Origin of the sequence: Salaquimonas pukyongi, from assembly GCF_001953055.1 — a bacterium.
GTDB lineage: Bacteria > Pseudomonadota > Alphaproteobacteria > Rhizobiales > Rhizobiaceae > Salaquimonas > Salaquimonas pukyongi.
On record NZ_CP019044.1, the window covers coordinates 725,698 to 746,049 of the forward strand.

22 protein-coding genes and 1 pseudogene are annotated in these 20,352 nt (G+C 58.6%); 11 read left to right on the forward strand and 12 right to left on the reverse strand.

Annotated elements, in window-relative coordinates; all coding sequences use genetic code 11:
* Positions 1 to 3: 3 nt before the first annotated feature.
* The 7 genes and pseudogenes from ribB to BVL55_RS03570 form a co-directional block, all read right to left on the reverse strand.
* A pseudogene (gene ribB, locus BVL55_RS03540) lies at positions 4 to 1,112 on the reverse strand (3,4-dihydroxy-2-butanone-4-phosphate synthase).
* A 26-nt stretch (positions 1,113 to 1,138) separates the two neighbouring features.
* On the reverse strand, positions 1,139 to 2,236 hold the full coding sequence (gene aroC, locus BVL55_RS03545; protein ID WP_075995758.1) for a chorismate synthase: 1,098 nt from the start codon (positions 2,234 to 2,236) through the stop codon (positions 1,139 to 1,141).
* Positions 2,237 to 2,362: 126 nt separating this feature from the next.
* Complete coding sequence (locus BVL55_RS03550) at positions 2,363 to 3,421, reverse strand: saccharopine dehydrogenase family protein (protein ID WP_075995759.1); 1,059 nt, start codon at positions 3,419 to 3,421, stop codon at positions 2,363 to 2,365.
* A 9-nt stretch (positions 3,422 to 3,430) separates the two neighbouring features.
* Positions 3,431 to 4,015 carry a histidine phosphatase family protein gene (locus BVL55_RS03555; RefSeq protein ID WP_075995760.1) on the reverse strand — a complete coding sequence of 195 codons (585 nt, stop codon included), beginning with the start codon at positions 4,013 to 4,015 and terminating at the stop codon, positions 3,431 to 3,433.
* A gap of 36 nt (positions 4,016 to 4,051) precedes the next feature.
* On the reverse strand, positions 4,052 to 4,873 hold the full coding sequence (gene fabI / locus BVL55_RS03560; RefSeq protein ID WP_075995761.1) for an enoyl-ACP reductase FabI: 822 nt from the start codon (positions 4,871 to 4,873) through the stop codon (positions 4,052 to 4,054).
* Between the two features lie 106 nt (positions 4,874 to 4,979).
* Positions 4,980 to 5,960 (reverse strand): DnaJ C-terminal domain-containing protein, encoded by a 981-nt coding sequence (locus BVL55_RS03565; RefSeq protein ID WP_075995762.1) that lies wholly within the window; start codon positions 5,958 to 5,960, stop codon positions 4,980 to 4,982.
* A 124-nt stretch (positions 5,961 to 6,084) separates the two neighbouring features.
* Positions 6,085 to 6,576 (reverse strand): RT0821/Lpp0805 family surface protein, encoded by a 492-nt coding sequence (locus BVL55_RS03570; protein ID WP_075995763.1) that lies wholly within the window; start codon positions 6,574 to 6,576, stop codon positions 6,085 to 6,087.
* A 110-nt stretch (positions 6,577 to 6,686) separates the two neighbouring features.
* Between BVL55_RS03570 and pdxH the strand changes: the two genes are divergently transcribed.
* Positions 6,687 to 7,295 (forward strand): pyridoxamine 5'-phosphate oxidase, encoded by a 609-nt coding sequence (gene pdxH, locus BVL55_RS03575; protein ID WP_156892402.1) that lies wholly within the window; start codon positions 6,687 to 6,689, stop codon positions 7,293 to 7,295.
* A 9-nt stretch (positions 7,296 to 7,304) separates the two neighbouring features.
* On the opposite strand, the gene BVL55_RS03580 is transcribed toward pdxH, so the two are convergent.
* The 3 genes from BVL55_RS03580 to BVL55_RS03590 are packed head-to-tail and all read right to left on the reverse strand — an operon-like array spanning position 7,305 to position 9,758.
* Positions 7,305 to 7,844, reverse strand: a complete 540-nt coding sequence (locus BVL55_RS03580; protein ID WP_075995764.1) for a hypothetical protein — start codon at positions 7,842 to 7,844, stop codon at positions 7,305 to 7,307.
* Between the two features lie 19 nt (positions 7,845 to 7,863).
* Positions 7,864 to 8,562, reverse strand: coding sequence for an HAD family hydrolase (locus tag BVL55_RS03585; protein ID WP_075995765.1), 699 nt, complete (start codon positions 8,560 to 8,562; stop codon positions 7,864 to 7,866).
* 20 nt (positions 8,563 to 8,582) lie between these two features.
* Positions 8,583 to 9,758, reverse strand: a complete 1,176-nt coding sequence (locus tag BVL55_RS03590; RefSeq protein WP_083649348.1) for a Fic family protein — start codon at positions 9,756 to 9,758, stop codon at positions 8,583 to 8,585.
* A gap of 277 nt (positions 9,759 to 10,035) precedes the next feature.
* On the opposite strand from BVL55_RS03590, the gene BVL55_RS03600 reads away from it, so the two are divergent.
* The 3 genes from BVL55_RS03600 to sigJ are packed head-to-tail and all read left to right on the forward strand — an operon-like array spanning position 10,036 to position 11,909.
* Positions 10,036 to 10,434: a hypothetical protein gene (locus BVL55_RS03600; RefSeq protein WP_156892403.1), complete on the forward strand. Its 399-nt coding sequence runs from the start codon at positions 10,036 to 10,038 to the stop codon at positions 10,432 to 10,434.
* 2 nt (positions 10,435 to 10,436) lie between these two features.
* Positions 10,437 to 10,991 carry a hypothetical protein gene (locus tag BVL55_RS03605; RefSeq protein WP_075995769.1) on the forward strand — a complete coding sequence of 185 codons (555 nt, stop codon included), beginning with the start codon at positions 10,437 to 10,439 and terminating at the stop codon, positions 10,989 to 10,991.
* A 30-nt stretch (positions 10,992 to 11,021) separates the two neighbouring features.
* Positions 11,022 to 11,909 carry an RNA polymerase sigma factor SigJ gene (gene sigJ, locus BVL55_RS03610; protein WP_075995770.1) on the forward strand — a complete coding sequence of 296 codons (888 nt, stop codon included), beginning with the start codon at positions 11,022 to 11,024 and terminating at the stop codon, positions 11,907 to 11,909.
* Between the two features lie 15 nt (positions 11,910 to 11,924).
* Here the strand turns inward: sigJ and tldD are convergent, their stop codons facing one another.
* Together tldD and BVL55_RS03620 are read right to left on the reverse strand one after the other, a co-directional pair.
* Complete coding sequence (gene tldD / locus BVL55_RS03615; protein WP_075997861.1) at positions 11,925 to 13,337, reverse strand: metalloprotease TldD; 1,413 nt, start codon at positions 13,335 to 13,337, stop codon at positions 11,925 to 11,927.
* Positions 13,338 to 13,460: 123 nt separating this feature from the next.
* The gene (locus BVL55_RS03620) at positions 13,461 to 13,919 is read right to left on the reverse strand and encodes an invasion associated locus B family protein (protein WP_075997862.1); all 459 of its coding nucleotides are present in this window, start codon (positions 13,917 to 13,919) and stop codon (positions 13,461 to 13,463) included.
* A gap of 648 nt (positions 13,920 to 14,567) precedes the next feature.
* Between BVL55_RS03620 and coxB the strand changes: the two genes are divergently transcribed.
* The 7 genes from coxB (at position 14,568) to BVL55_RS03650 (ending at position 20,350) form a co-directional block, all read left to right on the forward strand.
* The gene (coxB, locus tag BVL55_RS03625) at positions 14,568 to 15,437 is read left to right on the forward strand and encodes a cytochrome c oxidase subunit II (protein ID WP_244530585.1); all 870 of its coding nucleotides are present in this window, start codon (positions 14,568 to 14,570) and stop codon (positions 15,435 to 15,437) included.
* A 56-nt stretch (positions 15,438 to 15,493) separates the two neighbouring features.
* Positions 15,494 to 17,095, forward strand: coding sequence for a cytochrome c oxidase subunit I (gene ctaD / locus BVL55_RS03630; protein WP_075995771.1), 1,602 nt, complete (start codon positions 15,494 to 15,496; stop codon positions 17,093 to 17,095).
* Positions 17,096 to 17,170: 75 nt separating this feature from the next.
* Positions 17,171 to 18,112 carry a heme o synthase gene (cyoE, locus tag BVL55_RS03635; protein WP_075995772.1) on the forward strand — a complete coding sequence of 314 codons (942 nt, stop codon included), beginning with the start codon at positions 17,171 to 17,173 and terminating at the stop codon, positions 18,110 to 18,112.
* A gap of 3 nt (positions 18,113 to 18,115) precedes the next feature.
* The gene (locus tag BVL55_RS16700; RefSeq protein ID WP_162841442.1) at positions 18,116 to 18,286 is read left to right on the forward strand and encodes a hypothetical protein; all 171 of its coding nucleotides are present in this window, start codon (positions 18,116 to 18,118) and stop codon (positions 18,284 to 18,286) included.
* 2 nt (positions 18,287 to 18,288) lie between these two features.
* The gene (locus tag BVL55_RS03640; protein ID WP_075995773.1) at positions 18,289 to 18,921 is read left to right on the forward strand and encodes a cytochrome c oxidase assembly protein; all 633 of its coding nucleotides are present in this window, start codon (positions 18,289 to 18,291) and stop codon (positions 18,919 to 18,921) included.
* 48 nt (positions 18,922 to 18,969) lie between these two features.
* Positions 18,970 to 19,845 carry a cytochrome c oxidase subunit 3 gene (locus BVL55_RS03645; RefSeq protein WP_075995774.1) on the forward strand — a complete coding sequence of 292 codons (876 nt, stop codon included), beginning with the start codon at positions 18,970 to 18,972 and terminating at the stop codon, positions 19,843 to 19,845.
* Between the two features lie 94 nt (positions 19,846 to 19,939).
* Entirely contained in the window at positions 19,940 to 20,350 is a 411-nt protein-coding gene (locus BVL55_RS03650) for a DUF983 domain-containing protein (RefSeq protein WP_075997864.1), read from the forward strand.
* Positions 20,351 to 20,352: the final 2 nt, after the last annotated feature.

Here is a 20,352-nt window from a genome sequence, read left to right on the forward strand (position 1 = left end):
ATGCTATTGTCCGGTTTCGGTTCTCAGAATCTTGATGCCAAACCCTTCCAGCCCGACATAATGGCGCTCACGCGAGGCAAGCAGGACAATCGAACGAATTCCCAGATCGCGCAAGATTTGCGCGCCAAGCCCGATTTCCAGCCATTCGTCCTTTCGGCTGCGTGCTGTATCGTGATCTTCGGCGTGACCGACGATCCCTTCTTCCTGTGGGGTATCGCGGCGCGCAACACCGACCGATCCCTCGCGCAGGTAAACCACCACGCCGCGGCCTTCCTTGCCGAATTGCTCCATGGTGTCACGCAGATGGTTGTCCTGGCCGAACACGTCGTCAATGACCGATTCAATCTGCAGGCGGACCGGCACGTTTTCGCCGTCGCGGATGTCGCCAAAAACAAGGGCGAGATGGTGCATCGGGTCCCATGGCGTCTTGTAGGTGTGAGCGATGGCTTCGCCCCCCAGGTCTGCACCTGTTGCTTGGCGATGCACTCGACCAGGCTTTCCTGGCGCTGCCGGTAGGCGATCAGTTCGGCAACCGAAATGGTTTTCAGTCCGTGGGTTTGAGCAAATGCGGCAACTTCACCCCCGCGCATCACCGTACCGTCCTCGTTCATCAGTTCCGAGATCACGCCGATGGGCGGCAGGTTGACAAGGCGGCACAGATCGACGGCAGCCTCGGTATGGCCCGAACGCATCAGCACACCACCTTCCTTGGCAACCAGCGGAAAGATGTGGCCGGGCCGTACGAAATCGCCGGCCCCGGCATTTGGATTGGCAAGGGCCCGGCAGGTCGATGTGCGCTCTTCTGCGGATATTCCGGTTGTCGTGTCATGGCGGTAATCGACCGACACCGTAAAGGCGGTGGCATGCGGTGCGTCGTTTTCGGCCACCATCGGCGCAAGGTTCAGCCGCTTGGCGTCGGCAAAGGTCATCGGTGCGCAGACAATGCCGGAGGTGTGGCGGATGATGAACGCCATTTTCTCGGCGGTGCAGTGAACGGCGGCGACGATCAGGTCGCCCTCGTTTTCTCGGTCATCGTCATCGGTGACGACAACGATTTCGCCGGCCTCGAACGCACGCAGCGCGTCAGCAACTTTTACCTGGTCGAATGCCATGCATGTTTCTTTCTGAAAACCGTGTCCTACACGCGGCCTGTCTGGCCGCGGTGTAACAGATAATGATCGGCGATGGCGCATGCCACCATCGCTTCGCCGATGGGGACAGCTCTTATGCCCACACAAGGGTCGTGGCGCCCTTTTGTGACGACATCCACTTCTTCGCCGCTGGCGGTGACGCCCTTGACCGGGCTCATGATGGAAGATGTGGGCTTGACGGCAAAGCGGGCAACCACCGGCTGGCCGGTGGAAATGCCGCCAAGAATGCCGCCGGCATTGTTTGACAGGAACTGTACCTGTCCGTCATTACCCATGCGCATCTCGTCGGCATTTTCGCTGCCGGTAATGCGTGCGGCTTCAAACCCGTTGCCGATCTCCACCCCCTTTACGGCATTGATCGACATCAGCCCGGAAGCGATGTCCTGGTCGAGCTTTGCATAAACTGGTGCGCCTAATCCGGCGGGAACGCCGGTAGCGGCGATCTCGATCACACCGCCCACGGAGTTCAGGCTTTTGCGGATGTCATCAAGATAGGCATCCCATTCTTCTGCCGCGTTTGCATCGGGGCAGAAAAAGGCGTTCCGGCGCACTTCATCCCAGTCCCATTTTGACCGGTCGATGGTCTTTTCGCCAATGGCGACCATGGCGCCGCGTACGGTAAGGCCGGGCACAACCCGCTTGGCAAGGGCGCCGGCAGCAACCCGTGCTGCCGTTTCGCGCGCAGACGAGCGCCCGCCGCCGCGATAGTCGCGAATGCCGTATTTGATGTCATAGGTAAAATCGGCATGGCCCGGGCGGTAGCGGTCCTTGATATCCGAATAATCCTTGGAGCGTTGGTCAGTGTTCCAGATTGCCATTGAAATCGGCGTGCCGGTGGTAATCAGCACGTCCGGCTCGTCTTCTGCTTCCAGAACCCCGGAAAGTAGTTCGACCTGATCGTCTTCCTTGCGCTGGGTGGTGTGCCTGGACTGGCCAGGTTTTCGGCGGTCGAGATCAGCCTGAATGTCGGCCAGCTTGAAGCGAATGCTCGGCGGGCAGCCATCTACCACGCAGCCAATGCCCCGTCCGTGGCTCTCGCCCCAGGTCGTAACCCTGAAAAGATGACCGAACGTATTGTGTGACATGGCTGCTCTTGGAAGGGCCGTTTGCTCCGGCAATTGTGAAAAAACTTGTATGGAGGAAAGAACAGGGGGTCAATGGCGCGGCACGATGGCCGGCCGCTTCTGCGCTTTCTCAATCGGTATAATTCATCACGCAGAATAGAACGCACCCGTCGGCGTCTTCAGGAAATCCGCCAGAACGATGTCTTCCTGTTTGAGGAAGCCCTGGCCCGGCAGTTTCCCGGCCCGGACCATTTCGATAACCGCCACCACCGATCCGGCCGTCGTCCAGGCGATCGCCGTGCGCTGTTCGCCGGCCACCTCCATCGGGCGGTAGGCGCGCACGAACTCGCGGCGCTGCAGCCGTCCGTCAACCGTTCCTTCCGAAGCAACGTGGACGTAGACGACATCGTCGTTCACCGGCGGCTTGGCATGAACGAGAATTTCGCCCGCTTCGTCCCGGCGCTCGCGCATCAACAGTTCATGGAAAAAGAAGTTCATCAGCTTGGCATGGCCGGGATAGCGCATCGTCTTGTAGTCGATGTTCGCGACCTTGCCCAAATAGGTATCGCACATCGTGCCGAGACCGCCGGAAGTGGTAAAGGCTTCCAGCCTGACGCCGTCGATATAGATGTTCTCCAGCCATTCCATGGCCGAGACCCATTTGCGCTCGCCGTCTTCGATCACCTCGCAGTCGTTGATATACTCGTTGACGACACCTTCCGGCGACCAGTTGAAGGCATAGCCCATCAGCCCGGTCGGGTTTTGCGGCAGGGCACCCACTCGCATGCGGCAACTGCGGCATTCGTCCAGTTCACCGATCAGGCTTGCACCAACAATGCCCACAAAGCCCGGCGCCAGCCCGCATTGCGGTGCCATCAGCCCCTTGGCAGTCTGCGCCAGTTCGATAATCCGCTTGGTGGTCGGAACGTCCTCGGTAAGATCGAAATAGTGAATGCCGGCCTTGTGGGCAATTTCGGCGATCTGGACGTTCAGGTGATAGGGCAGGCAGGAAAGCACCGCATCCTGCGCGGCAAGTTCTGCGGCCAGGTCATCGGCGGAGTTCAGATCCAGTTGCTTGACGGTAAAGGGCAGGGGTTTGGAAACCGCTCTAAGGTCGATCCCCACCACCTGAAAGCCCGACTGGTGCAGGAGTTCGGCTGCAAGCGTTCCCACCTTGCCCAGGCCAAGTACCGCAATCTTTTTCATGGTGTCTCCTTAAAAAATCTCTTCTTCGTCGTTTTCAAACCGGAACACCTTGTCCTGGGGAAAGGTGTAATGAGCGGCCGTTTCGCGGGGTGCGCCGGCCAGATGGTTTCGAACCGTGCGCCCCACTGCGCCATGAGCGACGACCACGGCTGGCCCATCGAGCGCATCGAAGAACGGGGCGATCCGCCGTGCCACCATGGCCAGGCTCTCGCCCGCCGGCGGCGTGAAGTTCCAGCGGTCGCGCTGGCGCGATGCCATCAGTTCCGGGCGATCCCGTTCGATGTCCGAGATTGCCATGCCTTCCAGTTCGCCATAGGAGGCTTCGATCAGCCGGTCCTCGATGCGGTAGTCTTCTGGCGGCAGGCCCATCGCCTTGCGGATGATTTCCATTGTTTCGCGCGCGCGTCCAAGCGGGCTTGAATAAAACGCGAAGCGGTCCGGATCGCCAATCGCTTCGGCAAGCTTGCGGCCATTGTCACGTGCCTGCTGCCTGCCGGTATCGTTTAGGGGGATGTCGCGCTGGCCCTGAAAGCGGAATTGGGCATTCCAGTCGGTCTGGCCATGCCGGACATAATAGATTACGGGCCGGAGCATCGCTTTTCCTGGCTGTGAAAACGGCGGTTGTTGCGCTCAGTTATCCTTGACGACAGAAATGTCCGGCGCATCGACGGCCTTCATGCCGACCGTGTGGTAGCCCGAATCCACATGCAGCACTTCACCCGTGGAGCCGCGTCCCAGATCGGACAGAAGAAATAGCGCGGCATCGCCCACTTCCTCGATGGTCGTGGTGCGCTTGAGCGGTGAATTGTATTCGTTCCATTTCAGGATGTAGCGGAAGTCGCCAATGCCCGAGGCCGCCAGCGTCTTGATCGGCCCCGCCGAGATCGCGTTGACGCGGATGTTCTGGCCGCCAAGATCGACCGCCAGATAGCGCACGCTTGCTTCCAGTGCTGCCTTGGCAACGCCCATGACATTGTAGTGCGGCATGACCTTTTCTGCGCCGTAATAGGTCAGTGTCAGCATAGAGCCGCCATCGGGCATGAGCTTTTCCGCCCGTTGTGCCAGCGCGGTGAACGAAAAGACGGAAATGTCCATCGTCATGCGGAAATTGCCCGGGCTGGTGTCCACATATCGGCCGGTCAGCTCGTTCTTGTCGGAAAATCCGATGGCATGGACCAGAAAGTCGATCTTGCCCCATTTTTCCGCGATGGCCTCAAACACCGCATCCATGCTCGCTTCCTCGGAAACGTCGCATTCGCCGGCAACCCAAGCGCCCAGTTCGTCAGCCAGTGGCACGACCCGCTTGGCCAGCGCCTCGCCCTGATAGGTGAGGGCGATTTCCGCCCCTGCATCGGCACAGGCCTTGGCAATGCCCCAGGCAATCGAACGGGTGTTGGCGAGCCCCAAAATGAGGCCCCGCTTGCCCGCCATCAATCCACGGGTATCCGGCATGGTGTTTTCTCCGAACTAAACGGTACGCTGACCGCGCCGGATATGACACAGGGCAGGAAAGGCCGCAAGCGTGGCGAACGGGCAATTACCCGTCCGCCCGTGAACATCAGGTGGGGTTTTTCGCTTTCAGCAGCTCGGCCAGCATTGGGTCGGGATCGTCCGGCAGCATCACAACCGCCGTCAGCTTCAGATCGCCAGTGCCGTTTTTCTGTGGCAGGCCGCGGCCGGGAATACGGAATACCTTGCCGGAATTCGTCCACGGCGGCACTTTGAGCGATACCTTGCCGTCCAGGGTTCTCACTGAAACCGTTCCGCCCAGCACAGCAATGTTGAGCGGTATGCGCAACTCGCCGCGCAGGTCGCTTCCGTCAACGCGGAATTCGCTGTGCGGTTTGAAGTTCAGCGTTACCAGCACGTCTCCGGCAGCCTGGCCGGGCCCGGCTTTCGCCTTGCCTTTGAGGCGGATGACCTGTCCGTCCTTTGCGCCGGCGGGAAGCGATGCCGAAATCCGGCTGCCGTCGGGCAGCATGACCGTCGTTTTGCCGCGTGCCAGATCATCGATGGTGACCGGCGTTCTGATTTTCACGTCGGCGCCCTTGCGTGCCTGTGCCCCTGGTCCAAATGGACTTCCCGCACCCTGACCAGGCCCCATTCTGGCGCCTGGGCGGGCATTGGGTCCTGCACCGCCGCGGGCACCGCCAAACGCCTGGCCGAACAGTTCGCTGATAATGTCTTCTGCCCCGGCAAAGCCGCCGGTTCCGCCAAAGGGATGGCCGCCAGCCTGTCCGCCTGTCTGGCCAAAGGGCGAACCCTGGCCCCGCTGGCCTCCACCTGGATGAAAGCCGCCGAAGCCGGCAAAGGTTTCCTTGCCCTCGGCGTCGATCTCGCCGCGGTCGAACTGGCCACGCTTCTTCTTGTCGCCAAGAATGTCATAGGCTTGGCCGATCTCGGCGAATTTTTCCTTCGCCCTGGGATTTTCCTTGTTCTGATCGGGGTGCCATTTCTTTGCAAGCTTGCGGTATGCCTTCTTGATTTCCGCTTCGCTTGCCGTTTTCGCGACCCCCAGAACCGTATATGGGTCTCTCACGGTCTTCCTCACGCGATGTTTTGTGAGCCCGTCATGCGTTGAACGCGATCAAACGGGCAATCATGGTTGTGTTGGCTGAAATATGGGGGGTAAAGGCGCGATTTTCCAGTGGTTTCGCGCGTTATCAGCTTGCGCCGTCGCGCAGGAACCATGACAGAACCCAAAGGCCCTTTTTCAGTTCGCAGGTTTCGCCATTGTACAGCGAAATGCCCATGAAACTGTCCACGGTGGTGCGGAACTTCTTGCAGGACTGCCCGTGGCTGCCGACAAACTGGTCGATCGCGGTGATCGTGCCGCTGCTGCCGGTTTCAGGATTGCTCCAAGCCAGAAGATGGGTATCTGCGTTGCTCGATTGAGCCTGCGCCACCGCCATTTTGATGGTTTCGGCGTCGCGAGGGTCGACACCTTGTGCCTCAACAGGCTTGGTGACGGAACTGGTGATGATTTCAGGATCGCTTTCAAGCGCGGCAAAGGGCTTGTTCAGGGCGCAGCCGGTAGCGAGCACAGCAGCCAGCGCAAGGCAGGCAAGGCGTGCCGCCGGCTGATGAAATCCTGCTTGAAACCCGTCACGTTTCCGGCCTATTCCGGAGCGGAAAGGCGGTCTTCCGCTATGCATGTGCTGCCCCACGCGATACTCTGATTTAAGGCGATGGCCTAGTTTGCGCTGATCGTATTAAGGAAAGGTAACGACTTCGCGGCCAAATGCGGCAAGGGAAAGGTATTTTGATGGCAAATTCGCGCAATATGGCTGAAAGCAGCGAACCGTTCAGGCAATTTGCCGAATGGCTGGCGCTGGCGGAAAAGAGCGAGCCCAATGATCCGACAGCCATGTCGCTTGCCACGGTTGATGCCCAGGGCATGCCCAATGTGCGCATGGTGCTGATGCGGCGCTGGGACGAGCGGGGCATTGTCTTCTTTACCAATTTCGAAAGCCAGAAAGGCAGCGAACTTCAGGCAAGCGGCAAGGCAGCTGCCAATTTCCACTGGAAATCGCAACGCAAACAGGTGCGCTTTCGCGGCCCCGTGGAGGTGGTCAGCGACGCGGAGGCCGATGAGTATTTCTTCTCCAGGCCGCGCGGCAGCCGTATCGGCGCTCACGCTTCCAAACAGTCGCGTCCGCTGGAAAGCCGTTTCGCGCTGGAAAAGGCGGTGGCCGTCTGGTCGGCGAAATTCGGCGTTGGCGAGGTGCCAAGGCCCGGCTATTGGTCCGGGTTCCGCATCAAGCCGGTTTCCATCGAATTCTGGTCGGATGGCCAGTTCCGCCTGCACGACCGTGTCCGCTTTGACCGCGATGAACCTGAAGGCGATTGGCAGGTGTCGCGGCTGTATCCGTAGGGGACCGGGTTAGACTTTCTCTACCCGGGCGCCGTTTTCCAGCACGCCGTCCTCGACGATTTCGCACAATATGCCGCGCAGCCGCAGTTCGGGACTGGCCCGCACCCAGTCCAGCGCATCCGCGCCATAGCGCGCCTTCCACTTGGTGCAGGCATTGTTCCAGACATCGGAAACCCGCAGCATGGCACTGCCGGCGCGCAGTAAAGTGCCGGCCGGAAGGTTTTCTTCGCTCATCGTCATGTCGGCAATGAACGTATCGCCCGGGTGAACGGTGTCCTCGCCTTCCTTCCACACAAGATCAAGCACCCGGCGCTGCAGCACGCAAACCTGAATGCGCGGATCGGGTGAGCCATCCTCCATCCTCATCCAGGGATGTTTCGTCCACCGGCAGTTCTCAACGCCACCTGACCGGGTAACCGTCAACCGGTCGGTAAAATTGCGCTTGCCGAAATCCGGCCGGTTGCACAGCATTTCAATGGTTGCGCCATCGCGTGGTGCCGCGTTGACATGGCTGGTGGCGGCTTCAAGCGTTGCCCGGTCGGGTTTCATGGCAGGTTTTCCGTCTCAATCATTTTCCGGCGTCAAGGACCCTGGAAAGGCCGGAGAGATCCTCGATGCGCCGGTACCGTTCAGCCCCTTCGGGCTCTTCGGCAAGTTCCAGTTCCCAGGTCAGTTCATGGGGTACGTACACGCCCCAGGCGCCTGCTTCAAGCGCCGGAACGACGTCGGATTTCAGCGAATTGCCGACCATCATCGCAGCTCCAACGCCGCCTTCGAGCGGATCGAAAATGCGGCGATAGGTTTCGGCCGTCTTTTCCGAAACCACCTCGACCAGATCGAAAAGCTCGCCCAGGCCCGATTGTGCCAGCTTGCGCTCTTGGTCAAACAGATCGCCCTTGGTGATCAGGGCAATGGTGTAACCGTCAGCAAGCGTCTCCAGCGTCTCAGCCACATGGGGCAGCAGTTCCACCGGGCTTGCCATCATGTCGCGCCCGGCATCGACGATCTGCTGGATGACCGATGCCGGCACCCGGCCGTCGGTCACCTCGATGGCGGTTTCGATCATCGATAGGGTAAAGCTCTTAACGCCATAGCCGAAATGCTTGATGTTTCGTTTTTCCGCTTCGAGGATGCGCCGGGACAGATGGTCCGGCTCGGCATGGTCGGCCAGCAGCATTTTGAAATGATGCTGGGTCAGCTGGAAATACTGTTCGGTATGCCACAGCGTGTCATCGGCATCGAAGGCGATGGTTTTGAGATGGTTCATGAAGTGAATTCAATCAGATGTTAAATTTCGTCCACAAAATCTGGATCCGTTGCGCGCAGCACTTCCATGCAGATGTATTGCCGGGGTTGACTGGTGAAGTCGAGTTCTCGAAGAATTCCGAGCGTTGTCATGCGGTCAACAGTGTTCTTCGCGGCGGCATAGGTGACACCCATATGGTTGGCTGCCTCCGGGATGGAGATTACCGGCGACACAAACATTTGGTCGGCCAGGCTCAGATTTCGAGCAGACATGCCAATCTCTGCCATACGGCTGCGAAACCGGTCCCGCAATGCGATGAGTCGCTCGATCGTCTTGTTTGAGTTACTGCAGGCATCGACAATAGCAGACAGAAAAAAGTTCAACCATTGATCCCAATCGCCGGTTTTGGAAACTGTGAGCATGCTGTCGACATACTCTTCCTTTTTTCCTTCCACTACCGGACTTATAAACAGCAACGGTTTCTCCAAAACGCCTTTTGCCATGAGATGGATCGGGATCAGGATGCGTCCCACACGGCCGTTTCCATCACTGAAAGGGTGAATGGTCTCGAATTGATAGTGTATCAGCGCGGCGTCAATTAATGGAGATATGCCGCCACTTTCCTCCCGGTTTAGATATCGCTCAAGATCGGCCATCGCATCCTCAGCCTCTTTTGGCGGCGGCGGTACGAAGCGCGCATCCTTCATTTGCCGCCCACTGCCGCCGATAAAGTTCTGACTGTTTTTATATTCGCCCGGGCGCTGATTGGCTCCCCGTTTCTTTTGCACATTTTGCAGCAGTTTTTCATGGATACCTTTGATCAGGCGTCCAGATAGCGGTAGTTCGTCCAGCTTGTCCTGTGCGTAGTTGAATGCACGAATGTAGTTACGTACTTCAATTGCGGGCGGATCGACGTATTTCTCTTCATCAGCTTCCGCCAGAACCAGCGCATTGGCGGTGGTGTAAGTACCTTCCATATCAGAAGAACGCAGTGCTTCCTGCCGCTGCAGAGGGTTAATCACAAGATAGGGGTTCTCAAGCTGTTGTCCGGCTTTGTTCAATTCCCCGATTGCCATTGCGGCTTTCTCAAAGGCTTCCATGATTGCGGGGTAATTGATTGCAGGTGGGAGAGAATTTGGCACAAATGCCATTTGGCCTTCGACGGTGGGGATTATAGTGCCGCTGGAAGATCCTATAAACTCATCGGGGTTCATCATAGGGGCCTATCATCTGCGGTCTTAGGATTATAGTTTCAAGGCGTATACTATAATCTTAGTGCGGGTGTCTATACCCGTTGCTCCCTAAACTCCCATCCCATTGCCGGTGACCTCATTCATGCCCGTGCCCGGATCAAGTGCCATGTCGCTACCGATCATCGCAACCGTTTCGTCGCAGGCGGGCCGGAACCGGCCAGATTCACCTCTCCGGTTTTCTGCCTGTCCTGTTGTCACAAACCGAAAGCCTGTTTCGTCATGTATTTGAAAGGAGCAAATCATGATGAAATCCCTGCTGATCCTGCTGGGGGCGTATTACGGCATTGCCGGGCTGTATATGCTCTTCGCCCCGGGTCATTTTTATAATACCGTGCCCGGTGTCTCCCTGACCGGGCCGCTAAATCACCACTTTGCTGCCGACATCGCCTTTGCCATGCTGGCGAGCGCGCTGCTTTTTCTTTGGTCGGTGCGTTCGGGCATTGCCGAGCTGGCCGTGGGGGCGGCCATCTGGCCGGTCCTGCACGCACTTATGCATATCGGGGAAGGGTTTGGTCACGCTGCCATGCCGCCGCAGATGCTGGCGGCGGACTTGGCCGCCACCGTGCCGCCTGCCCTGCTTGCGTGCATCGCCGCCGGATCAATGCTGTTCCGATTTGGCCAAACACAGGGGAGGGGCTGATCATGTTGAAGTGGATACTCCACAAGATGCTTGGCCGCTTTGAACAAGGTTATGACTATGATGCCGGTTACATGCACGAGGTAATCGACATCTCCACGTCAGCGGGCCTTCGCTATTTCGGGCTTCCCATGCTCTCCCAGATGCGCGGCCCTGTACCGGAGTTGTGGGCCGGGGCAGCGCTTGCATCGGTTCTGGATGGCGATTGCGGCCCCTGTGCCCAACTTATTGTCGACAATGCGGTTGAAAGCGGGGTTGACCCAAACCTGTTGAAAGCTTGTTTGGCGGGCGATTTTAGTACCGCCGGAGTTGCCGGTCTTGGCTACAGGTTCGCACGTGCGGCAATTGGCGAAGAACCGGATCTGGAAAAACTCTCCGGCGAAATCGTTTCAGCTCATGGAAAGAAAGCGCTTGTTTGTGCAGCATATGCTGCCGCCAGTTGCCGGGCCTATCCGGTTTTAAAGCGCGGACTGGGACATGGCAGTGCCTGTACCCAGTTGAATTTGGGCGGCGAACCTGTGTTCGTGCGGCCGAAGAGACCGGAATTACTGCAGGCATGACATGTGACCGCCAAACTGCCAGGAGAGGAAATGAAAACAGGAAACATGCCGGCCGGCAAACTGGCGATTTTCGAAGCTGAGCGGCCGAACCTGATTTCGATTGCATACCGGATGCTGGGCGAGAGGGCCGCTGCCGAGGACATCGTTCAGGAAGCATGGATTTTGTGGGCGCAGAAGGGGGATGATTCAGTGCGCTCTCCGCCGGCCTGGCTGAGAACCATTACCACCCGTCTTGCAATCGATGCTCTGCGTTCGGCCCGCGCCCGCCGTGAACGCTATGTCGGGCCGTGGCTGCCCGAACCGTTGATCGAAGAAAGCGCTCCCTCGCCGGAAGACACGTTTTCTAAGGCGCGTGAATGTGAGTTGGCGCTCTTATGGGCGATGGAGCGCCTGAGCGAAGAGGAACGGGCGGCATTCATTCTGCGGGAAGTTTTCGATGCGGGCTATGACGAACTTGCCGGCGTTCTTGGCAAAAGCGAAACGGCCTGCAGAAAACTGGTCAGCCGGGCCAGGGCGAACCTTCGTAAGGCCAAGCCGCGATTTGTTGCTGAAAAATCCGCCCACCTTGAGGCGGTTTCGCAGTTTGTGCAGGCCTGTGCAGCTGCAGATCATCAAACCGCGCTATCGCTGCTGGCGCCGGATGTGATTGCCGTTTCAGATGGTGGCGGAAAACGCCGCGCTGCGCTGCGTATCCTGTATGGAGCAGCAGAAGTTGCGCAGGTTACCATGGCACTGGCTGCAAAGCTGGAGCACATGACGCCTCTAAAGCCGGTGCGGGTCAATGGCAGAACCGGGTTTGCAATCCTCGAAGGCTCGCAGGATGACATGCTTTATTCGGTTTCCTTCGATGAGAGCGGCCGCATCAACTGGATATACATGATGCGCAATCCCGACAAACTGCCACTGCCGGGTTCGTGACAAGGAGATTTGCCGTCAAACCCCCGTTCCGCCGACGGTAACCTCATTCATGCGCAGGGTGGGCTGGCCGACACCCACGGGAACCGATTGCCCGTTCTTGCCGCACATGCCCATGCCGGGGTCGAGCGCCATGTCGTTGCCAACCATGGCTACCCGTTTCATTGCCGGCGGGCCGGAGCCGATCAGGTTGGCCCCCTTGATGGGTTCGGCCTTCTTGCCGTCACGGATCCGGTAGGCCTCGGTGCAGTTGAAAACGAACTTTCCTGATGTGATATCGACCTGCCCGCCGCCGAAGGAAACGGCGAATATGCCGTCCTTGACCGAAGTGATTATTTCCTCCGGCTCATGGCTGCCGCCGAGCATATAGGTGTTGGTCATGCGGGGCATTGGCTGGTGCGCATGCGACTGGCGCCTGCCATTGCCGGTTGGTGCCATGCCCATCAGGCGTGCATTCTGGCGGTCCTGCATATAGTTGACCAGCCTGCCGTCCTCGATCAGCACGGTCCGGTTGGTGGGCGTGCCTTCATCGTCGATGGTCAGCGATCCGCGGCGCTCGGCCATGGTTCCATCGTCGACCACCGTAACACCCTTTGCGGCAACCTGTTCGCCCATCAGCCCTGAAAACGCCGACGTCTTCTTGCGGTTGAAATCGCCTTCAAGCCCGTGTCCCACGGCTTCATGCAGCATGACACCCGGCCAGCCGGGGCCAAGCACCACGTCGAACGTGCCCGCAGGTGCGGGGACAGCTTCCAGGTTGACCAGCGCCTGGCGCAGGGCATCATCGACTGCGTGTTGCCAGCGTTCCCGGGTAACGAACTCGCCAAACCCCTTGCGCCCGCCCATGCCATGGCTGCCGGTCTCCTGGCGATCTCCCTCGCCAACCACAACACTCACATTGACCCGTACCATCGGGCGCACATCGCGTACCCAGTGCCCGTCGGCGCGCAGCAATTCCACCACCTGCCAGCTTGCACCCAGCGCGGCGCTGACCTGGCGCACCCGCGGGTCTTTCTTGCGGGCATAGGCATCGATTTCCTGCAGCAGTTTCACTTTCTGCTCAAACCCGGGATCTGCGAGCGGGTTGAGTTCGCCGTAAAGATGGCGGTTGGTGCGGACAGGGGCGTCGGCATAATGCCCCTCATATCCGCCGCGTATGGTGGCAACGGCCTGGCTTGCCCGTTTCAGGCTGGCAAGGGAAAGTTCGCCGGAATGGGCATAGGCCGTGGCTTCGCCTGCAACCGCCCGCAAGCCGAAACCCTGATCGGTGTTGAAACTGCCGACCTTCAGCTTGCCATTGTCGAAGGCCAGATGTTCGGACTGCACATATTCCAGATAAAGTTCCCCGTCATCGCAGCCCTTCAGCGCATCGCCCAATTGCCGCTCCAGCGCGTCCTTGTCGGCATCGAATAGCGAAATCAGCGAATCCATGGTTTTAAAGCCTTTGTCAGGGTTGGCCTCGGCGTAACCGGTCCAGCGGTCATTGCCGGTGACACTATGGCATGGCGGCATCTGCCTTCAAGCGCCGCAAACGAGAAGTGATGGGGGCAGAATTTATGGCAGGGCGGCAAAGCCGTCGCCGAAGCCCGTAAGGTCGATGGGAATGCCAATGCCTTCCTCGGGTGTCTGGAAAACGATGAAGGTCGCGGTCTTCCCGCTTTTCAAGGCCTCCACCAGCTTGTCTTCCAGCACGACCTCTGCATAACAGCCATCGTTGAAGCAGCGCGTGAAGAAGGCATTGCCGATTTCCTTCTCGTCGATGTAGAGGCCCAGCCCGTTGGGCAGCAGCACACCGAGCGGTGCCAGCACCCGAAGCAATTCGGCCTTGCGGTCGGCGGTCCGCAGGATCACAACGGAAAGCCCCATCTCCTGCCGGTCTTCTGCAACCACGTTCTGCACCAGGGCGCATTGCTCGCCCGATGCACCTGGCGGGGTATCACAGACCAGCGCCCATTCGCCGTATCGCGATTTCATCACGCCCTGGGCAGATGCAGGAAACGCAAATGGCACCATCAGCGCCGTGGCGATCGACAAAAGGATTGCCAAAGACAGGAGACCTGCCGGTGCTGGTATCGTGACGGCAGAACCGTGCCGGTTTGGAAAAAGGAATGTCCGCATTGCTCGAATCAGTAGCACACTTTGTTTCAACATGCCCCAACGGGATGGCTGTAATACCGCTCAACGGACCCGCAAGCATCGTCCAGCAGTGTGTGATTCTCCTCCATTGGCCTCAAATGCGGAATTACGCAATACCAAGCGCAGGTCCTTGTCAGGAATTGGACGCCATTGTCGTTTTGCTGCCCGCCTGCGTTCAAATAAGGTGTTTCTTCCACGCTGGAGGCACAAAAAGCAGGAAATCGGCCATTTTGCGGCGCAGGCTCGGTTGCCTCCGGGGCCTGTTACTTTTGCGGAGCGGGCCAAATGCCGCACCGCCGCCCACAGGGTGCGGCGCAAGAACCCATTGCAGGTCTGCGGCGGTTGTGGTTTTAAACGATACAGTTTGAGAGGAAGTGTTGCGAGCCGGTTTGCAAAGCAGCTTGGCAGTAGTGTCCGGTTCCAGCATCCAGAGGGTATGATTTCGGTGTGTCCGGTTCTTGCCTGCCGCTGGCAGGGGAGAATATGGACCTGCCGCAAACAGCATAACGACAGGAGATGAACGGGATGAAACTCGTTTCCAAATTGATTGCCGCCATCGGCATGCTGATGGCCACGACCGCCGCAGCCCGCGCCGCCCAGCCGGAACCCTGGCAGATGTGGTTTCAGAGTTCAGGCTCACAGATGATGCGGGACATTGACTGGTTCGGCGTCTACACCTTCTGGTTCATCACGCCGATCACCCTTTTCGTCATGGCGCTTTTGTTGATCGTCATGGTTCGGTTCAATGCCAAGGCAAACCCCAATCCATCCCGTACCACCCACAACACGCTTGTGGAGATCATCTGGACCGGCGTACCCATTTTGGTGCTGATCGCCATCGCCATCCCTTCCTTCAATCTCCTCAACGCCCAGCTCGCCCCCGAAGAGGAGCCCGCCCTGACGGTCAAGGCAACCGGATATCAGTGGTACTGGGGCTATGAATATCAGGACGGGGAAGAAGTGTCGTTCGACTCGATCATGCTGCGCGACGGCGAAGCTGCCGACTATGGCAAGGATGATCTCTCGACATATCCCCGCCTCCTGGCAGTCGACAACGAATTGGTGGTGCCGGTTGGCAAGATGGTTCGCGTGCTCGTGACCGCAGCCGACGTCATCCACAGCTTTGCACTGCCCGCATTCGGGGTCAAAATTGACGGCATCCCCGGCCGCAACAACGAAACCTGGTTCAAGGCAGAACGTGAAGGCCTTTACTACGGCCAGTGTTCAGAGCTTTGCGGCCGCGACCACGCCTTCATGCCGATTGCGATCCGCGTTGTTTCCGATGCACAGTTTGCAGCATGGAAAGCGGCAGCGGTCGACGATGTGGAAGCGGCCAACAAGGCGCTGATGGCATCCATCGACACCGAAAAAGGCATCAAGGTCGCCGGAAACTGACCGGCGCCGGAACAACGAATTCGTCTTGATTAAAGACACATTGGGAGAAACCGATCATGGCAACAGCGGCATATGGTGACGCTCACGATCACAAACCGCCATTTTTCAAGCGGTGGTTCTATTCAACAAACCACAAGGACATCGGAACGCTTTATCTGATCTTTGCGATCATTTCCGGCATCGTCGGCGGTTTTCTGTCAATCATGATCCGGGCCGAATTGCATGAGCCCGGCCTGCAGTTTTTCTCCGATCCCCATGTCTACAACGTTTTCGTGACCGGCCACGGCCTGATCATGATCTTCTTCATGGTGATGCCGGCGCTGATCGGCGGGTTTGCCAACTGGATGGTGCCGATCATGATCGGCGCGCCGGACATGGCATTTCCGCGCATGAACAACATTTCCTTCTGGCTGCTTCCACCGGCACTTTTTCTGCTCGTCCTTTCGATTTTTGTTGAAGGACCCGCGGGCGCCAATGGTGTAGGCTGCGGCTGGACAGTCTATGCGCCCTGTACGGGAGCCGGCAACATGCCGGGGCCAGCGATGGACCTTGCCATTTTGTCGCTGCACCTTGCCGGTGCCTCGTCCATTCTCGGTGCCATCAACTTCATCACCACCATTTTCAACATGCGGGCCCCCGGCATGACGCTGTTCAAAATGCCGCTGTTTGCATGGTCGATCCTGATTACGGCGTTCCTGCTGTTGCTGTCGCTGCCGGTATTGGCCGGCGCGATCACCATGCTGCTGACCGACCGTAACTTCGGCACGACGTTCTTTGTTCCCGAAGGCGGCGGTGATCCGATCCTGTTCCAGCACCTGTTCTGGTTCTTCGGTCACCCGGAAGTGTACATCCTGATCCTGCCGGGCTTCGGCATCGTCAGCCACATCATCTCCACCTTCTCCCGCAAGCCGATCTTCGGCTATCAGGGCATGGCCTGGGCAATGATCGCCATCGGCGCTGTCGGCTTCATCGTATGGGCCCACCACATGTATACGGTCGGCCTGTCGCTCGATACGCAGCGATATTTCGTCTTCGCCACCATGGTCATCGCGGTGCCCACCGGCGTTAAAATCTTCTCGTGGATCGCCACCATGTGGGGCGGCTCGATCACCTTCCGCACACCAATGGTGTGGGCAATCGGCTTCATCTTCCTGTTCACGGTGGGCGGTGTAACCGGCGTGCAGCTTGCCAATGCCGGGCTCGACCGCGCCTTCCATGACACCTATTTTGTCGTGGCCCACTTCCACTATGTGCTGTCTCTGGGTGCCGTCTTCGCAATGTTTGCGGCCTGGTATTACTGGTTCCCGAAGATGACCGGTTACATGTACAATTCGTTCCTGGCGAAAACCCATTTCTGGCTGACCTTCATCGGGGTGAACCTGGTATTCTTCCCGCAGCACTTCCTCGGCCTTGCCGGCATGCCGCGCCGCTACATCGACTATCCCGATGCTTTTGCCGGCTGGAATGCGGTTTCCTCCTGGGGATCGTATATCTCCGGCTTTGCAGTGCTGATCTTCCTGTGGGGCATTGTCGAAGCTTTCCAGAAGAAGCGCGTTGCCGGCGACAATCCCTGGGGTGAAGGGGCCACGACACTGGAATGGCAGCTGCCTTCGCCGCCGCCCTATCACCAGTGGGAAACCCTGCCGAAGATCAAGTAGGGCATTATCCGATACTGCCGCCGGGGTTTGCTCCGGCGGCTGGTTCATCAGCAAAGGCCGGGGTTGCAGCAGGCAATGGCGGAAACGTTTGAAAGAAGCGAAACAACGGGCAGCGTGGCGGCATCGACCGCCATGCCGTCGGATTATTTCGAGCTTTTGAAGCCGGGCGTCATGAAACTGGTGGTGTTTACCGCCATTTGCGGCCTGGTGATTGCGCCAGGCAGCCTGCATCCGGTTCTGGCCCTGATCGCCATCTTGTGCATTGCCGTGGGCGCTGGCGCCTCCGGTGCGCTCAACATGTGGTTCGATGCCGACATCGATGCGGTCATGACCCGCACGGCTAAACGCCCCATTCCCTCCGGCCGTGTCAGCCGGCAGGAGGCATTGGCGTTCGGCCTCACGCTTTCGTTCTTTTCCGTTTTCGTGCTGGGCGTTCTCGTCAACTGGCTTTCAGCCGGCCTGCTTGCCTTCACGATATTCTTCTACGCCGTCATCTACTCCATGTGGCTGAAACGCTCGACACCGCAGAACATTGTCATTGGCGGAGCGGCAGGCGCTTTTCCGCCGATGATCGGCTGGGCCGCGGTGACCAACAGCGTGTCGCTTGAAAGCCTCGCCCTTTTTGCCATCATCTTCATCTGGACCCCGCCGCATTTCTGGGCGCTGGCGCTGTTCAAGGCCGGCGATTATGAGAAGGTCGGCGTTCCGATGATGCCGAACGTCGCCGGAAACCGTTCCACCCAGAACCAGATTTTCGCCTATTCCTTGTTGCTCGCTCCCGTCGGCGTCCTGCCCTATGTCATGGGATTTGCGGGCCCTGCCTATGGCATTGTGTCCGCTCTTGCGGGGGCAGCCTTTCTGTGGTTTGCATTTCGCTGCTGGCGCATGCCCTCCGACGATGCGGCGATGGTGCCGGCAAAACGGCTGTTTGCCTATTCGATTGTTTATCTGTTCGTGCTGTTCGGCACGCTTATTCTTGAAGCTGCCCTGCCGGGGCTTGCCGCGATGCTGGGTTAGGCCATGGCAAAACCGGACAATACCGTTGACGAAAGCGAGCTGGAAACCCGCCGCCACAAGGCCCAGCGCGCACGCAACATCGCCATCGCCATCGCACTGGCTGCCTTTGTCATCATCTTGTACGTGGCAACCTGGGCAAAGCTCGGTGCAAATGTGCTTGTGAGGCCGTTGTAACCATGAAGCCTGAAGCAGAAATCCCGGCCAGGACCGCAGGCAGTGCCAATCGCCGTGTCGTGGTCGCCTGCGTATCGGCAGTCGTGTTCATGACGGGCATGGCCTATGCGGCGGTGCCGCTCTATGACCTGTTTTGCCGCGTCACCGGATATGGGGGCACCACTCAGCTTGCCGTCAATTCGGAGGGAATTCGGATCATCGATCAGGAAATTAAGGTGCGGTTTGACGCCAACACCCAAAAGGGTCTTGCCTGGGAGTTTGCTCCGGTGGAGCGCGGCGTCACGATCAAGCTCGGCGAGACGCGCGAGATTGCCTATCGTGCAAAAAATCTCGGCAGCAAGCCGCTGACCGCCACCGCCACCTTCAACGTCACGCCGCAATCTGCAGGCGCCTATTTCAACAAGATCGAGTGTTTCTGCTTTACAAAAACCACCCTGCAGCCTGGCGAAGAAATGATCATGCCGGTGGTTTTCTTTGTCGATCCCGATTTGGCGGAAACCGAGGAAACCAAAGACATCAGGACGATTACGCTTTCCTATACCTTCTTTAAGCAGGAAGCAGAGGAGAAGCCGCTGGCAGTTCTTGACTCACCGTCGAGGAAGGAAACCGGCGGGGAAGCGGAAAACAGGCTTTGAAATTGGAATTGCCTGCGTTAATACGCGGGAGGATTACGGGAGCTGAACATGGCTGATACACACAACGTCAATCACGACTATCACATTATCGATCCAAGTCCGTGGCCGCTGATCGGCGGCATTGGCGGCCTGCTCACGGCCATCGGCGGCGTCTCCTACATGCGCTGGAACAACGGCAACGAGTTCCTCGTTGGCGGCTTGGATCTTGCAAACCCGTGGCTGTTGTTCGTCGGCCTGCTGATCGTGATCTACACCATGTTCGCCTGGTGGAGCGATACGGTGAAGGAGGCCCATACAGGCCATCACACCAAGGTCGTTTCCATGCACCTGCGCTATGGCATGCTGCTCTTCATCGCCTCGGAGGTAATGTTCTTCGTTGCCTGGTTCTGGGCGTTTTTCGATGCAAGCCTGTATCCGGGCGAAGCGGCGCAAGTGGCCCGCACCGAATTTACCGGTGGCGTCTGGCCGCCTGAAGGCATTGAGGTGTTGGATCCCCTCCACCTGCCGCTGTTCAACACGATCATCCTGCTGCTTTCCGGTACCACCGTAACCTGGGCACATCACGCACTGCTCCACAACGAGCGCGGAATGCTGAAGCTGATGCTGGGATTGACCATCGCGCTCGGCATTCTGTTTTCCTATGTACAGTTTTACGAGTACGCCCACGCGCCGTTCGCCTTCAAGGATTCGATTTATGGCGCGACCTTCTTCATGGCGACCGGCTTCCATGGCTTCCACGTGCTGGTGGGAACGATTTTCCTGATCGTTTGCCTGATCCGCGCCATGGCCGGGCATTTCACGCCACAACAGCATTTCGGTTTCGAGGCGGCTGCCTGGTACTGGCACTTCGTCGACGTTGTATGGCTGTTCCTGTTCTTCGCCATCTATCTTTGGGGTTCATGGGGCGCCACCATCGCCCACTGATCCGGCGAGACTGATTCATTGACGGGCGGCTTGGGAGATGACCGGGCCGCCCGTTTTCATTGAAGTGCTTTCTCAGCAAGGGAAACCGACCTCCATGGCCAGAAAAACCAGGCGCGCCGGGGACAAGGCCCATTATCCCGAGCAGTCCGTGATGTCCGTTGGAATGGCCGCACGGTGCCCGCGTTGCGGTGAGGGCCGATTGTACAAGTCGCTTCTTGTACCGGTGGACCGCTGCGCCATGTGCGGTCTCGACATGTCCTTCGCCGAGGAAGGCGACGGTCCGGCCGTACTGGTGATCCTGCTGCTGGGCGGCGTGGTTGCAGGCCTGGCGCTTGCCTTCGAAACCCTGTTTCATCCGCCGGTTTGGCTGCATGTATTGGTCTGGCTGCCGGTCACCTTTGGTCTTTCGATATATGCCCTTCGCGCGATGAAGGGCATCATGATCGCTTCGCAGTTCAAGACCAGGGCGGCGGAAGGGCAATTGGACATTGAGGACGAGGCGTAGTT